Source organism: Streptomyces sp. NBC_01335, assembly GCF_035953295.1.
In the GTDB taxonomy this organism is placed as follows: domain Bacteria; phylum Actinomycetota; class Actinomycetes; order Streptomycetales; family Streptomycetaceae; genus Streptomyces.
On record NZ_CP108370.1, the window covers coordinates 6385273 to 6400456 of the forward strand.

Annotated in this window: 14 protein-coding genes; 9 read left to right on the top strand and 5 right to left on the bottom strand. The window is 73.3% G+C overall.

The window, feature by feature from the left end; genetic code table 11:
- Window positions 1-14: 14 nt before the first annotated feature.
- On the top strand, window positions 15-1367 hold the full coding sequence (locus OG599_RS27325; protein ID WP_327178620.1) for an aldehyde dehydrogenase family protein: 1353 nt from the start codon (window positions 15-17) through the stop codon (window positions 1365-1367).
- An 87-nt stretch (window positions 1368-1454) separates the two neighbouring features.
- On the opposite strand, the gene OG599_RS27330 is transcribed toward OG599_RS27325, so the two are convergent.
- From OG599_RS27330 to OG599_RS27350, 5 genes are read right to left on the bottom strand one after another with little or no spacing between them, the layout of a single operon-like run.
- Complete coding sequence (locus tag OG599_RS27330; RefSeq protein ID WP_327178621.1) at window positions 1455-2792, bottom strand: nucleotide disphospho-sugar-binding domain-containing protein; 1338 nt, start codon at window positions 2790-2792, stop codon at window positions 1455-1457.
- A gap of 8 nt (window positions 2793-2800) precedes the next feature.
- The gene (locus OG599_RS27335) at window positions 2801-4021 is read right to left on the bottom strand and encodes a radical SAM protein (RefSeq protein ID WP_327178622.1); all 1221 of its coding nucleotides are present in this window, start codon (window positions 4019-4021) and stop codon (window positions 2801-2803) included.
- Window positions 3994-4533: a hypothetical protein gene (locus tag OG599_RS27340; protein WP_327178623.1), complete on the bottom strand. Its 540-nt coding sequence runs from the start codon at window positions 4531-4533 to the stop codon at window positions 3994-3996. Before OG599_RS27340 ends, OG599_RS27335 begins: the two co-directional genes overlap by 28 nt.
- On the bottom strand, window positions 4530-5180 hold the full coding sequence (locus tag OG599_RS27345) for a Type 1 glutamine amidotransferase-like domain-containing protein (protein WP_327178624.1): 651 nt from the start codon (window positions 5178-5180) through the stop codon (window positions 4530-4532). Before OG599_RS27345 ends, OG599_RS27340 begins: the two co-directional genes overlap by 4 nt.
- Entirely contained in the window at window positions 5177-6127 is a 951-nt protein-coding gene (locus OG599_RS27350) for an aldose epimerase family protein (RefSeq protein WP_327178625.1), read from the bottom strand. The genes OG599_RS27345 and OG599_RS27350 overlap by 4 nt, the downstream gene beginning before the upstream one ends.
- A 204-nt stretch (window positions 6128-6331) precedes the next feature.
- On the opposite strand from OG599_RS27350, the gene OG599_RS27355 reads away from it, so the two are divergent.
- The 8 genes from OG599_RS27355 to nudC are packed head-to-tail and all read left to right on the top strand — an operon-like array spanning window position 6332 to window position 14953.
- A complete protein-coding gene (locus tag OG599_RS27355) occupies window positions 6332-7312 on the top strand; it encodes a TIGR03560 family F420-dependent LLM class oxidoreductase (RefSeq protein ID WP_327178626.1) in 981 nt (326 codons plus the stop codon).
- A gap of 43 nt (window positions 7313-7355) precedes the next feature.
- Entirely contained in the window at window positions 7356-8498 is a 1143-nt protein-coding gene (locus OG599_RS27360) for a hypothetical protein (RefSeq protein WP_327178627.1), read from the top strand.
- Between the two features lie 12 nt (window positions 8499-8510).
- Complete coding sequence (locus tag OG599_RS27365) at window positions 8511-8741, top strand: phosphopantetheine-binding protein (protein ID WP_327178628.1); 231 nt, start codon at window positions 8511-8513, stop codon at window positions 8739-8741.
- A 12-nt stretch (window positions 8742-8753) separates the two neighbouring features.
- Entirely contained in the window at window positions 8754-10103 is a 1350-nt protein-coding gene (locus tag OG599_RS27370; protein ID WP_327178629.1) for an ATP-grasp domain-containing protein, read from the top strand.
- The gene (locus OG599_RS27375) at window positions 10094-11320 is read left to right on the top strand and encodes an MFS transporter (protein WP_327178630.1); all 1227 of its coding nucleotides are present in this window, start codon (window positions 10094-10096) and stop codon (window positions 11318-11320) included. Before OG599_RS27370 ends, OG599_RS27375 begins: the two co-directional genes overlap by 10 nt.
- A gap of 23 nt (window positions 11321-11343) precedes the next feature.
- On the top strand, window positions 11344-12828 hold the full coding sequence (locus OG599_RS27380) for an AMP-binding protein (protein ID WP_327178631.1): 1485 nt from the start codon (window positions 11344-11346) through the stop codon (window positions 12826-12828).
- Window positions 12825-14114, top strand: a complete 1290-nt coding sequence (locus OG599_RS27385; protein WP_327178632.1) for a condensation domain-containing protein — start codon at window positions 12825-12827, stop codon at window positions 14112-14114. Before OG599_RS27380 ends, OG599_RS27385 begins: the two co-directional genes overlap by 4 nt.
- Window positions 14111-14953: an NAD(+) diphosphatase gene (gene nudC / locus OG599_RS27390; protein ID WP_327178633.1), complete on the top strand. Its 843-nt coding sequence runs from the start codon at window positions 14111-14113 to the stop codon at window positions 14951-14953. Before OG599_RS27385 ends, nudC begins: the two co-directional genes overlap by 4 nt.
- The last annotated feature ends 231 nt before the right edge of the window (window positions 14954-15184 follow it).

A 15184-nucleotide genomic window follows, 5' to 3' on the forward strand; every position in this document is an offset into this window, starting at 1 on the left:
CTGGAACCCGAGGCATGACCATGACCCTGCTGACTCCTCACGACCCCCGGACGGGCCTGCCCCGCCCGGCCTACCAGGCCGCGCGCGAGAAGGACGTCACGGCCGCGGTCGAGGCCGCGGCGGCGGCCCAGCGCGGCTGGGCCGCGCTCCCCCCGGGGCAGCGGTCCCGGCGCCTGCTGCGGCTGGCCGACCGTATCGAGGACCGCGCGGAGGAGTACGCCGAGGCCCTGCGGGCCGGCACGGGCAAGCTGCCGGCGGAGGCGCGGGGCGAGGTCGAGGGCAGCGCCGACGTCCTCCGGTTCTACGCGGGCGCCGCCCGCACCGAGGTCTCTCCGGCGGCCGGCCGGCGCATGGCCGACCGCGAGAGCTGGGTGCGCTGGGAGCCGCTCGGCGTCGTCGCCGCGGTCGTCCCCTGGAACTACCCGTTGATGATGGCGATGTGGCGGCTGGGCCCTGCCCTGGCCGCCGGGAACACCGTCGTCCTCAAGCCGGCCGAGACCACGCCCGACACCGCGCTCCTGCTCGCCGAGGACGCCGCCGGACTCCTCGGCGACGACGTGGTCCGCGTACTCCCCGGGGACCGGCAGACCGGCGTCCTGCTCGTGGAGGCCCGCGTCGACGCCATCGCCTTCACCGGAAGCACCGCCGGCGGCCTGGACGTCGCCTACCGCGCCGGACTGCGGCGGGTCAGCCTCGAACTCGGCGGCAACTGCGCCGCCCTGGTGCTGCCCGACGCGCCCGCGTACACCTGCGCCTCGCTGGCCGCCGCCTCCGTCTTCAACGCCGGCCAGAGCTGCGCCGCCCCCGCGCGGGTGATCACGCTCCCCGAGAACCACGACGCCGTGGTCGCGGGGCTGGCCCGGGAGATGGGCCGCATGGTCGCCGGGGTCGACTTCGGCCCGCTCAACAACCCCGACCAGGCGGCCCGTTACGACCGCATCCTGGAGGCGAGCCGGGCGGGCGTCCGGCACACGGGCCGGACCGAGCCGGGCCCGGAGCGCGACGGCGGCCACTGGCGGCCGTCCGTGGTCCTCGCGGACCTCGCCGACGACGACCCGGCCGTGGTGGAGGAGGTCTTCGGGCCGGTCCTGACCGTGCAGCGGGCCCGGGACCTCGCGCACGCGGTCGAGCTCGCCAACGGCGTGCCCCAGGCACTGGCCGCCAGTGTGTGGTCCTCGGACGTCTCGTCCGCCCTGACGCTGGCGGGCGAACTGGAAGCCGGGGAGGCCTGGGTCAACTGCCACCTCGACCAGACCCCCGAACTCCCGCACGGCGGGCGCAAGTCGTCGGGCCACGGAACAGACCTGAGCGTGCTGGCCATCGCCGAGTACCAGCGCCCCAAGTGCGTGACCGTACGCCTGGACTGACCGGGCGTCATCCGCGAACCGGCCCCGGAGGGAGCGAGCCACCCGGCATGATCAGGTGGCCGCCCTCCGTGGTTCCCGGCGTCCGGCTCAGCGGGCCGCGGCGAGCAGGCCGGCGACGAGCCCCGCCGCCCGGGGCGCCCCGCCCTCCGCGAGCATCGCGTCCCGCAGCCGCGCGCACGCGACCCGGTGCGAGCCGTCGGCCAGGACCTGGTCCACGGCCTCGCGCAGCAGCTCCGCCGTGACCGTGGCGTAGGGGTTTTGCAGGTCCCAGGGCGCCACTGCGGCACCGCCCCCGACCGCCGTCGCCGCGTTGGCGAACTGGTCCCCGACACCGGGCACGGACACCATCGGCACGCCCGCGAGAATGCTCTCGGTGGTCGAGTTCATCCCGTGGTGCGTGATGAAGACGTCGGCGTACCGCTCCAGCACCTCGCGCTGCGGGACGAAGTCCCGCACCAGGAAGTTCGCCGGCCAGTCCGGCTCGTCCCCGGCGGCCAGCAGGGAGCCGACGGCCGTGACGACCAGGAGGTCCTCGCGGCCGCCCAGCGCCGTGGTCAGCCGGTCCAGCATCGCCGTCAGGAACGCGCGGCCGGTGGCCGCGCCCCCGACCGGGCTCCGGAAGCGGAAGTCCGTCAGGACCGTGCCCAGGGAGAACAGCACCACGGACCGGCCGGCCCTCCGCGCCGCGCCGAGCGTCTCGAAGGGGAAGCCGGAGGAGTCGTGGCGGAGGCGCGCCTCGGTGCGCACCGGCCCCGTGAGCGCGGTGCCCGGCGTGTACCGGCCCGCCCCCACGGAGGCGCCGACGTGCACACAGGTGTCCCGGTACGGCTCCAGCGCCTCCGCGAGACGCGGGGTGTCCGGGCCCGGCGCGCGGGACAGCTCCCGCGCGGCGGTGACCACGGAGAGGTCCCGGGACGGGAACAGTGCCGGCAGTAGGCCCTCGCCCAGCGGGTCCACCCCGTACCGGGCCAGGTACACCTCGTTCGCCCGGGTCAGTTCCGGGTGCGGGCGCCCGTGCTGCACGGCGAAGTCCTCGCCGAGGGCCCCGTAGCCGGGGAAGGTCACCAGGGAGACGGACGGGACGCCGTGGATCCGTGCCGCGAGCATGCCGTGGATGCCGAACACGTCGTAGAGGACGACGTCCGGCCGGAAGGCGGCCACGGCCTCCTGGTACGCGTCGCTCACGGACAGCGGGTGGACGAAGCTCTTGAAGGGCAGGTCGCCGAGGCCGTCGGGCGTCGGAGGCAGAGGCACCGACGGGACGGCCGTGTAACCGGCCCCCACGGACGAGAAGACGTCCACGAGGGTGTCCGGGCCGAAGCCGCGGACCTCGGTCACGTCCGGCCGACGGAGCAGTTCCTCCACGATCGCGAGCAGGGGGTTGACGTGTCCGATCGCGTCGATCGGGAGTACGGCGATCCGCATGAGACGCCTCAGCCGACGACGGTCAGCGGCAGCGGGCGGCGGGTCTGGATGGCCGCTTCGATCTGGGGTGTCCGGTAGTCGCGGCCGGCGCAGGAGCCGCAGGCGGTCAGGTGGGTGTCGCGGGAGTACAGCGCGCGGATGTGCTCGCGCAGCGCGGCTCCGGACAGGTCGCCGGTCAGGTCGATCACGTCCTGCGGCGCGTCGGGGACGGCCTTGAGGTTGTGGGCGTTGGCCGAGAACGGGCAGCGGTACAGCTTGCCGTTGAGGAGGGTGACGATGTCGTTCACGCAGCAGTTGTGGAACATGTCGTCCAGCACCTCGGCGCTGCGCTCGACGTAGCGGATCCGGCCCGAGTCCGTCCACACGGGTATCTTCGACAGGTGCGTGATCCCCTCAGTGGCCAGGGTCTCCTGGAGCGCGTCGAATTTCTTCGAGTGCTGGCCGTAGTTGGTGATCTCGACGACCACCTTCTCGTTCCGCAGACAGTCGAGGTTGGCGCCGCGCGGCACGATCGTGCCGTTGGTGTAGACCACGACTTTCTCGACCACCTCGTAGGCGACCAGCTGTTCGATCACCCGGTGCACCCGGGGATTGACGAAGGGCTCGCCGCCCAGGACGCGGAACTCGTAGATCCCGTCGACGCTGTCCATGATCCGGTCGACGGCGCTCGCCAGCAGGTCGAGGTCGCTGTGGCGAGGCTTGGCGTAGTACTGCATCAGGTTCGAGCAGTCCTGGCACTTCATCGAGCACGCCTCGGTGACCACCACGTCGAGGTACTTGAGGATCAGGGTGTCCTCGGCGTGCTCGCGGTCCTTGAGGGTCTCGTGCTTGTGCAGTGCGGCCTTGCGCTCCGCCAGCACCGGGCTCATGCCGGTGTCCGCCTCGGAGCCGGAGAAGTCGAACCCGTCGAGCAGCTCGACGCAGTCCTGGATGCGGGTGAAGCCGGCGGACCGCACCCGGTCGGTCATCGTCTTCAGGTAGTTCCCGCACAGGAACACGAGGGCTTCGTCGGCCAGTTGGGGAAGATCCGTGATGGAGTGGATCGGAAGCCCGCGCAGAACGGTGCCCTGCTTGGACGCCCGGCCGTCCGCGAAGCAGGTGACGGGCACTCCCTGGCGGGTCAGGACGTGGTGGGCCAGGACGCCGACGTCTCCCGCTCCGAAGAGAACGATGGGACGGGGGTCGGCCAAAAGGCGCTGGATCATGGGCGGGGGGGTGTTCTCGAGCATGGTTCGGCCTTCCTCACGTCAAGGGGTTTGTGGAGGTGCACGAAACGGCGTCCCGTGTCGTCGGAGTGCGCAGGACCGCACTGCTCGAAGCCGAGCGACGCGAGCAGGGCGCGGGTGCCCCGGATGTCCGGGTTGGCCTCGGCCCGGAGGGCGTCGGCCCCGAGCGCGCCGGCCAGACGGACGGCCTCGCGCAGACAGCGGACGCCGACCAGCGAGCCGGCGGCGAGGTGGTCGGGAGCGACGGCGAGTCGGCTCAGATAAGCGGGGCGATCGGCCCGCGGATGCCCGGGGGGCACCTCGGCGCGCGGACGGGTGTCGAGGGTGAACATGCCGACGGCCCGGCCGTCCTCGCGCAGCAGCCGGACGTGTCTCCCCGCTACCAGGGCGGCGGTGGTCTCCGGGCGCCGCACCGGCCGCGGGGTGCCGGTGGCCTCCGCCTGGTGGGCGTCGCACGCCTCCAGGAGCGCGTGCACCTCGTCGGCGTCGGCGGCGTCTTCCCAGCCGCCGGTCATCCGACGACGCTGCGGGTGTCCCCGTCCACGACGATCGCCTGTCCGTCGCGCAGGGCGATGAAGGGCACATGGTGCTCGGTGTAGTACTCGACCAGGCGGTCGATCTCCCCGGACTCGGGGTGGTCCGAGCGGTAGTGTGGGGCGATGGCGAAGGGCAGCAGGCCGAGGCAGTTCCAGTCCATGGTGGTGCCCTCGTAGCCGCTCGGCACCAGCTCCGGGTCGTCCGTGTCGCCGTGGATGCCGTGCAGGTCGGGACCGAGCAGGCAGGGACCCGCGCTGTAACCGGCGTAGACGACGGCCTCCTCCGTGATCAGCCGCTTCAGGACGTGGTCGGCGCCGCTCGCCTGGAAGGCGCGCCGCAGGACGAACACGCTGCCGCCCCGGACGTAGACGCAGTCGGCCGTAGAGAGCACCTTCTCCAGCTCGTCGGCGCGCCCGAAGTAGTCGCGGAGGTCGACCTCGAACGGGTCGAGGCCGATGCCGGAGAGCTCGTCCAGCTCGCGCGCGAGGGAGGCGGCTCGGCCCTCCTCGTCCTTGTAGTCGTCGGCGTTCAGGATCAGGGCGGTCCGCCGGCCGCCGTCGCCGAGCAGGCGCAGCAACTCCTCGGGCTTGTTGCCGATCCGGAAGGAGGACAGGTAGAGCTTCATGCGGGTACGTCTCCGATCGTGTGGAACTCGTGAACGGTCCGGTGGCGGTAAGTCTGGCCCGGATCCAGGCGCACCGACGGGAAGTCCGGACGATTCGGAGCGTCCGGCCAGGCGCCCGTCTCCAGGCACAGGCCCGCCCGCGGCCGGCGGAAGTGGTCGCCCGAGTAGACGCCCACGCCGCTCTGGTCGGTGCGGACGCGCATGGCCCGGCCGGACGGCCGGTGGACGAGCTCGGCGGCCCAGGCCGGGTCGTCGAGGACGAAGAAGTTGTCGATGCGGGAGCCGTCCAGCCGACGGGGTTTCGTGTGGTCGAGCGGGGTGCCGGCGGTCGGCCGGGGCGGTCCCGCCAGCGGCATCAGCCGCTCGTCGAAAGCCACGTACCGGGTGGAGTTCAGTGCGAGCTCATGGTCGTCCACGGTCCGCCCCGGCCCGCCGAGGTTCCAGAACGCGTGGTTGGTGAACCCGGCGATCGTCGGCGCCGTGGTGGTCGCCCGGAAGTCGAAGGTCAGACGGGATCCGGCGTCGATCTCGTAGCGCGCCTCGGCGGCGAGCGCCCCGGGGTATCCCTGGTCGCCGTCCGGGCTGTCCAGGCGCAACGAGAGCACCAGGCGGTCGGGCAGCACCAGCGGCTCCGCCCGCCAGACGTGCTTGTCGAAGCCCAGCGAACCTCCGTGGAGGTGATGACCGGCGTCGTTCCGGTCCAAGTCGTGTACGAGTCCGTCGAGTTCGATGCGTCCGCCGGTCACGCAGCGGCAGTAGCGCCCGACGGTCGCGCCCACGTAGGCGTTCAGACCGGGGTCCTCGTAGGACGCCAGATCGGGCAGCCGGACGACGACGTTCTCCGAACGGCCGTACCGGTCGGGCACGTTGACCTCTACCAGAGTGGCCCCGTAGGTCCACACCGTGATTGCCAGGCCCTTGCCCGAATCCAGTGTGTAGGCATCCACGTCGACCGGCCCCTGTGCCGCATGCCCGATCGTGGTCCCGACGCGCTCGCGCAGAATCCTCAATGCTCCCCCTGGCCTGGACGAACGGCGGCGGTGGTGGTTGATTGGATCACTCAACTCGGGCCAAGGCAAGGGCCTTTCCATGTCTTGCTCGGTCTCGTACAGTTGCCGCCAGCGCACGCTGTGGGCCGCGAGGGGGAGCAAGTGATCAGAGTCGGGGTCCACTCCGGACAGCAATACGCGAACTTCGATGAATGCCTGCAACTGTGGACCCAGGCAGAGGAGTTGGGCTACGACTGGGTGTCGCTCTTCGATCACCAGCGCCCCCCGCTCGGCGGCCCGGACGGTCCCTGCTTCGACGGCCCGACGCTGCTGGCGGCCCTCGCCGCGCGTACCCGGCGGATCCGCTGCGGCATGCTGGTGTCCGCGGTCACCTGGCGGCATCCCGCCATGGCCGCCTCCATCGCCGCCACGCTCGACCACGTGTCCGGCGGACGCCTGGAATTCGGGGTCGGCGCCGGGGGCGCGGACCTGGCGTACGAACAGTACGGCCTGCCGTTCCCGCGGACCGGCGACCGCCTGGACATGCTCGACGAGGCCTGCGAGATCATGCGCGGCCTGTGGACCCGTGAGCGCGTCGACCACGAGGGCGAGCACTACCGTCTCAGCGGCGCGGCCCTGGCACCCAAACCTGTGCAGGAAAGGCTGCCGCTGGTGATCGGCGGCGGGGGGGAGAAGCGCACCCTGCGGACCGTCGCCCGCCACGCCGACGTGTGGAACACGCTCGTCACCGACATCGACACCTACCGCCACAAGAAGGACGTCCTCCGGGGGTACTGCGAGGAGATCGGGCGGAACCCCGACGAGATCCGGATGTCGATGACCTTCCGGGCCGTCCTCGGCGAGGACGAGACCCGTGCCGAGGAGCGGCGGAGGGAGCGCATCGCGCTGCTGCCGGCCGGGTCGCCGGATCTGGGCGAGTACCTGGCCTTCGGCACGGCCGAGCAGTGCGTCGAGGCGCTCCTGCCCTATGTACGCCTGGGAGTGGGGGACTTCCTCCTCGGGCTGCGGCCGCCGGTGGACCGGGAGACGATGCGGATCTTCGCCGAGCGGGTCGCACCGGCACTCCGGCAGGCCGCCGCCGGACTCGACGGGTCCCGACCCGCGGACCTCGTCCGCCGCTGAACTCCGTCCACTCCAGCGCGAGGGCCGTCCGCGAGGTATGCCCGTGCGCACCAGCCGAGGAGCGTTGCCCCATGCCGCCGAGCCGCCGTGCCGCCCGACACCCCGGGCCGACAGCGTGACCGGGACGGACTTCCGGATCGTGGAGCTGACGGATCTCCTGACGGAGACCGACGCGGCGACCAGGTCCGAGGCCGACGCCGCGGCGGGTACCGGACCGGCACGCACCGTCTGGGACGCGACGTCCGTCGCACTCCTGCCGCCCCGGCTCGGCCGCCCCTACCTGCGCCCGGGGGACTGCCGCGCGGTAGTCGCCTCCAGAGCGGGCCGCCCCGTCGGCATTCTTCCGCTGCTGCGTGGCACGCCCGGCCAGACCCCGCAGGCCCTTCAGGACCCCGGACCGGAGCTCGCCGCCCGCCTGCCGGCGGACTGCGGTGACCTGCTGTTCGTCGGCGGATGCGTCGACCTGGTCGCCGGTGCCGCCGTGGCCGCGGAGTTGACCGACGAGGAGCGCCGCACCGTGCGCCACGGTCTGGTGGACCGGGCCTGGGACCGGGCCCGCCGCGACGGCCTCGTCCCGCTCGCCCTGCACGTGCGGGACGCCGAGGTCGCCGACTTCCTCGGCCCCGGCCGGCGGGCCGCCGAGATCGGTGTGTCCTGCCTGCTCCGCCTGCCCGCCGACGGCTCCGACGCCTCCTACCTGGCAGGCCTCGGCCGGAGTGGCCGCCGCACCGTCCTCAAGGACCGCCGCTCGGCGGCCGGGGCCGGACTCCGCTCCGAGGTCCGCCCGGCCGGGGAGCTGACGGCCGAGGCCGCGGAACTCGTCGTAGCTGTCAAGCGGCGGTACGGCGTGGAGGAGCACCCCCGGCTGGTGCGCGCCCGGCTCGCCCGCTGGGCCGCCGACCCCGCCGGCGAGCGCGTCGCCTTCGCGGTGTGCGACGCCGACGGCCCCGTGGCCGTCACCTTCGGCTGCGTGCTCGGCACCGGCCTGGAGATCTACGAGACGGGCCTCGCCGACGGGCACCCGCATCGCCACGAGGCGTACGCCGAGAGCCTCTTCCAGGCACCGATCGCCTTCGCGCAGGCACGAGGGATCACCGAGATCGACCTCGGCCTCGACGCGACCATCCCCAAGACCCGGCGAGGGGCGACCCTCGCGCCGACCTGGGCCGTCACATCCGACCAGTGAAAGAGACAGAACATGGACACGACGATCGACGACATCGTGCGGGCCGAGTGGTGCGAGGTGCTCGACGTGACCTCGCCCGACCCGTGTGACGACTTCTTCGAGATAGGGGGCAACTCGCTGCTGGCCGTCAGCCTGGTCGAGCGCGTCGAGTCGCGGATCGGAGCGGAGGTGGCCCTGGAGGACTTCTTCCTCGACGGCCGCCTTCAGACCCTGGTCTCCGCAGCCCGCGCCGCAGCGAACTGAGCCCGCGGAACCATGTCCGCTCCCGCACTGCCCCGGCTCGGGATCTGCCACGCCCCGGACGGCGCGGCCAACCTGCGCGAGGTGTTCCGCGCCGCCCGTGACCTGTGCGTCCCGGTCATCCTGGTCGACGCGCGGGTCGCCGCCGCGCACCCGGACCTGGTGGCGCTGGCCTCCCGAATCCTGGAATGCCACGTCCTCCCGGAGAGCGACGTCCCGGAGGCCGTCGCCGACCTGGTGACCGGCCTCGGCCTGGCCGGCGTCACCACTTTCCACGACGACGAGCTGGAACGGGCCGACGCGCTGGACCGCCTGGTCCGCCGGGCGCCCGCACCGGCCGTCGCGGCCCCCTGGGACAAGCTGGTGCAGCGTCAGGTGCTGCACGCCGCCGGGCTGTCCGCCGTGCGCGCCGAAGCCGTCGACTCGCCCGAGGAGCTCCACCGGGCGTACGCGGCGCTGGGCGGCTCCTGCGTCCTCAAACCCCGGCGGGCCGCCGGCGGCAGGGGGATCGCCTTCCTGGACGGCTGGGACGACATTGCCGCGCACGTCGCCGCACGCCGTGTGTGGGACGGGATGCTCCTGGAGACCAGGATCCCGGCCGCCCCGCACCCCTCCGGGACCCCCTGGCTCGGCAGCCTGATCTCCGTCGAGACCGTCAGCGCCGGCTCCCGCCGGGTCCACCTCGGGGTCCTTGACAAGCTGCCCGTCGCCGTCGGCCGCCACGAGGGGCCGGACGGCACGGACGCGGTGAACGTCCAGGGCGACATCCTGCCCTCGGCGCTCCCCGCCGGCCTCCTCGACCGGGCCCGTGAACTGACCGGCCGGGTCCTGGACGCGCTGGAGGTCCGCGACCGCGTCACCCACACCGAACTCCTCCTCACCCCCGCCGGGCTGGAGGTCATGGAGGTGAACGGACGTCTCGCCGGCCACACCGCCCGGCTGTTCCGGCTCGTCGGCGCCCCCGACCCGGTCCGTACGGCCCTGGCCGCCGCGCTCGGCGGCGAACCGAACACCACCGCAGCGCCCGAGGGGACGGCCGCGGGCCTCTTCCCGACCTTCCGGGACCGCACCGGCACCGTCCGCACCCAGCTGCGCCCGCGCGACCTGAGGGAACTCCCCGGGGTGCAGGCCGTGGACGAACTCGCCCGGGACGGCGAGGAGAAGGCGGCCCTCCAGTACCGCATGGCCAACCTCACCGTGCGCGCCGACGACCGCCCCGGCCTCGACCACGCCGTCACCCGCGTCCTCGCCACCCTCACCGAGGGCTTCGCCGACCCGGCCGGCATACCGGACACCCACCCGGACGCCTCCGCCGCGGCCGCACCGGGCCCCGACACCACCAAGGAGCAGCCGAGATGCGTCTGAGGCAGTCCCTCGAACCGTTCAGGCACCGCCGGTTCGCCTACCAGTACGCCGGCTTCACCGTGTCCGTCATCGGCAACACGCTCAGCCAGGTCGCGGTCACCGTCGGCCTGCTGGAGGTGACCGGCTCCGGCGCCACTGCCGGTCTCGCCCTCAGCACCTCCACCATCACCCTCGTCGTCTGCATCCTCTTCGGCGGGGTCTGGGCCGACCGCCTGCCCCGGCACCTGGTCATGGCGGCGATGGACTGCGTCCGCGCCGCCAGCCAGATCGGCGTCGGTGTCATGCTGCTCGCGGACACGGTCAATCTGCCGCTCCTTCTCGTCCTCCAGATGTGCTTCGGCGCTGCGCAGGCCTTCCACCTGCCCGCCTCCGCCGGCCTCACCCGCTTCACCGTCCCCAAGGACCAGCTCCAGCGCGCCAACACCCTCCTCTCCTTCGCCCGCAGCATGTCCGGCGTGCTCGGACCGCTGCTCGCGGGGGTGCTGATCGCCACCGTCGGCGCCGGCTGGGCGCTGATCGGCGACGGACTGTCCTTCCTGGTCAGCTCCGCCTGCGCGGCCCTGATCAAGCTGCCCCGCCGGGAGACTCCGCGCCAGAAGGACGGCACCCTGCGCGAACTCGCGGCCGGCTTCCGGCTGGTCCGCACCACCCCCTGGATCTGGACCAGCATCGCCGGATTCATGTGCACGCACGTGGCCGTCGCCGTCTTCATGGTCGTCGGACCGGTACTCGCCGCCCAGAACGACAGCGGCGTCTGGCAGTGGTCGCTCCTCATCGCCGCCCTCGGTATCGGCGACGTTCTCGGCGACCTCTTCCTGCTCCGCTACCAGCCGCAGCGGCCCATGCTCGTCGCACGGCTCGCCGAACTCCTCCTCGTCCCCATGCTGCTCCTGATCGCCTGGGGCGCCCCGCTCCCGGTCCAGATCGTCGCCGTGGCCCTGGCGGGCGCGGGGATGACCGCCGCCGACTCCCTGTGGCTGACGACCATGCAGCACGAGGTGCCGGAGGACTCCATGTCGAAGGTCTCCTCCTACGACTGGCTCAGCTCCGTCGCCCTGCGACCCGTCGGCTTCGCCCTCGGAACCACCTTCGCGGGCGGCGGCCTGGCCGTCGTGCTCGTCTGCCTGGCCGTGCTGGTCCTCGCCTCCCGTCTCGTGAGCCTCGCCCACCCGAGCGTCCGGGCCCTGCGCACCCCGGCCGACGCCCTGGCGCACTGACCCCGACACCCCCGGAGAATCCCATGCATGACGTCGTGTCCGCGATCGCGGAGCAGACCGGACGCGGTCCGGACCGGATCGCCCTGCGTGTGGCCGAACGGGAACACACCTACGCCGAGCTGTGGCGGGCCGCCGGCTCCGTCGCCGCACGCCTCGGCCCGCGCCCCGGCCGCGTCGGGCTCGTCTTCCGCCGGGAGTTCCCCACCTACGCCGCGTACCTGGGCATCCTCCGGGCCGGTGGCGCCGTCCTGCCGATCGGCCCCCGGTGGCCGCAGAAGCGGATCCGGGAGGTTTTGGACCACGCGGCTCCCGCGACCGTTCTCGTGGACGGCGAGGTTCCGGACCCGGCGACGTTCGAGGGGGTGCGCCTCGTCTCCGCGGCCGACCACCTGGACGGGACCGGCCCCGCCCCGGCCGGGGTCGAGGCGGAGCCCGGCCAGGAGGCCTACGTGCTGCACACCTCGGGCTCCACCGGCCGCCCCAAGGGCGTCCCCGTCGACCACCGGGCGCTCCGGGCCTACCTCACCCACGTCATCGACCGGTACGAACTCGGCCCCGGCTGCCGGATGGCCCAGGCCGCCGACCTCACGTTCGACGGGTCGGTCTTCGAGATCCTCGCCGCGTGGGCGTCCGGGGCCGGCCTGGTCGCCGCCGCCGGACACTCCTGGCGCTCCCCGGCCCGCTTCCTCGCCGAGCACGCCATCACCCACCTGGACACCGTCCCCTCGGTGATCGCCATCGCCCGCCGTATGCGTACCCTCGGCCCCGGAGCCCTGCCCGACCTGCGGTGGAGCATGTTCGGCGGCGAACAGCTCACCTACGAGGCGGCCGCCGCGTGGCGCGCGGCCGCCCCCGGCTCCGTCGTGGAGAACATCTACGGCCCTACCGAACTGGCCGGCGTCTGCGTCAGCTACCGCATGCCGGACGACCCCACGCTCTGGCCCGACACCGGCAATGGCACCGTCCCCATCGGCACCGTCTACCCCCACCTGGAGGAGACCGTCCTCGACCCCGCGGGGCTCCCCGCCGACGACGGTGAACTGTGCGTCCGGGGCCCCCAGCGGTTCGCCGGGTACGTCGATCCTGCCGACGACCGGGGCCGGTTCCTGCGGGGACCCGCGCCCCACGCCCCCGTCGTGGGACGCCCCGCACCCGAGGACTGGTACCGCACCGGCGACCGGGTCCGTCGCCAGGACGGCCTCCTCGTGCACTGGGGCCGCGTCGACCGGCAGGTCAAACTCCGCGGCCACCGGGTCGAACTCGACGAAGTGGAGGCGGCCGTACGCGGCCGGGCCGGGGTCCGCGAGGCCGCGGTCGTCGTCGTCGACTCCCAGCTCGTTGCCACCTACACCACCGACACGGCGGACGGCGTGACCGGCGGCGACCTGCGCGCGCACGTGGCCGCGCTGCTGCCCGACTACATGGTCCCCGTCGTCTGGCGGCAGATGGACGAACTGCCGCTGACGCAGAACGGCAAGCTCGACCGCGCCCTCCTGGAGCGCGCGTGACCGGGCCGGGAGACGTCCGACTCTCCCACGCCCAGCAGCGGTTCCTCTGGGACGAGGAGATGACACCGGGCCAGGACGACAACAACGTCATCCTCGCCTACCACCTCACGGGCCCCGTCGACGCGGACGCGATGAGCGCCGCCCTCGACGACGTGCTGCGCCGTCACGAGGTGCTGCGCACCGTCTACCTGTGGGACGTGGCCGCCGAGCCCGTTCAGCGGATCACGACGGCCGAGGCCGCCGGGATCGCCCTGGAACACGTCACGGTGACCGACCTCGACCTCCCCCCGGCCGACCTCGCGGCGCGCGTGTGCGCGGACTGGTGGGACAGCCCCTTCGACCTGGAGCGGCGCCCGCCCGTCCGCGCTCGCCTGGCCGCACTCGCCCCGGAATCCTGGCTGCTCTGCCTGAACGTCCATCACATCGCCTTCGACGGGCAGTCCGAACTGCTCCTCGCGGCGGACCTCGGCACCGCCTACGAAGCCCGGGCGGCCGGCCGGGCCCCCACGTGGGACGCCGTTCCCGGATACAGGGAGTACGCCCGCTGGGAGCCCGACCGGATCCCGGTCTGGGCGGAGAACGACCTCCCGTTCTGGCGGAAGGTGCTCGCGGACCCCGCCCCGGCCCTGCTGGCGCCCCCCGAGACCGACCAGGGTGCCCGGGGCGAGTACGAGATCGCTCTGGACGCGGCCACGACGGACCGCATCCGAGGCGGGGTCCGGGCCGCCCGCTCCATCGTGCTGTCGGCCCTGCTCCATGAGACGTCCGCCGCCGTCGGCGACGTCTTCGGAGTGGACGCGGTGAACCTCACGACTGTCTCCTCCGGCCGATTCGAGAAGGCCCACGCCCCGATCCTCGGCTGCTTCGTCAACCCCCTCGTCCTGCCCCTGCGCGGTCTGAGGACGACGGACTCCGTCACACGCCTGACCGAGGTGAACCGGCTGGTGCTCCAGGCACTGCGGCGCGCCCGCCTCCCCTTCGACCTCATCGCCCGCGACCTGGGCATCCAGGCCACCGACGCGGGACTCTTCGACGTGATGGTGGCCCTCCAAGCCCCTGAGCCCGGCGGCGCGTTCGCCTCCGGCGTGACGTACCGCCCCCTGCGCGTCAGCGCGCCCCGGGCGGGCTTCGGGCTGGTCGTGGAGCTCGAACAGAACGTCGCGGGCCACTGGGTGGTGGCCGGCCGCTGGCGGCGGGACCTCGTCGAGGAGCCGATCGGCCGCCAGGTCGTTGAGTCCCTGACCGAACGCCTGCTCGCCCTTCCCCACCGGGCAGGCATCCGATGACCCGACGGACCGACGACGCACAGGTGGTCGCGGTCGACGGCGACACGATCCTGCTCCGGGACGGCGCCCGGGGCCCCGAACTCGCCGACCTGGCGCTGCCGCCCCCGGCCGAGGGCCAGGTGACGGGAACGGACGCCGAGGGCAGGCCCTACCTCGCCGTGCCGCGCGCCGACGTCCCTCCCGGAACCCGCCGCGCCCGCCTGATCGACGTCCTGGACGAGCTCCCCCCGGCGCAGGCCAACATTGCGCTGCGCGCCGTCGGATTCCACCAGTGGGTACGCACGTCTCCGAACTGCCCGCGCTGCGGTACCCCGGCCGGCCTCCGCACCGACGGCCGCTCCCGCTGGTGCGCGTACTGCGCGACCGAGCACCACCCGCGCACCGACCCCGCCGTGATGATGTCGGTCACCGACGACCGGGACCGCCTCCTTCTCGCACGCCGCGCCGTGGCGCCGCCGGGCCGGATGTCACCTCCGGCGGGATTCGTCGAGCCCGGCGAGACCGCCGAGGAGGCGGCGGCCCGGGAGCTGCTGGAGGAGGTCGGCGTACGCGCGACGGACGTCACCTACGTCGCCAGTCAGGCGTGGCCCTTCCCCGGCAGCCTGATGCTCGCCTTCGCTCTGCGCGCTGCCTCGCCGCGGATCACCGTCGACGGTGACGAGATTGTCGCCGCCCGATGGTTCACCCGCGAGGAACTGGGGACCGCGATACGCGAGGGGGCTCTGATCCCGCCGCCCCCCGGCTCCCTCGCGGTGAAGCTGGTCAAGCGCTGGTACGGCCCCGGGTACGACGCGCTCGCCGGCCGCACCGCGGAGCGCGGTCCGGTGCCCGGGGCGTGACACGACGCCGTGAGCCGGGGCGGGTTCCCGCGCGTACGGGTCCCGCCCCGGGCGTCACGGCCCGCCCGGCGCACGGAAAACGGAGCGGCCGACCTGTTCATCCCACTCGGCCAGGATCTCCTCGGCGCAGAGGACTTCGCGGAGGGGCGCGGAGCTCCAGGCCAGGCCAGGCGGATTGCACTGGCAGCCGGACGGTCGGGCAAGCCGGTCGGCGTCGACAGACCAGGCGTT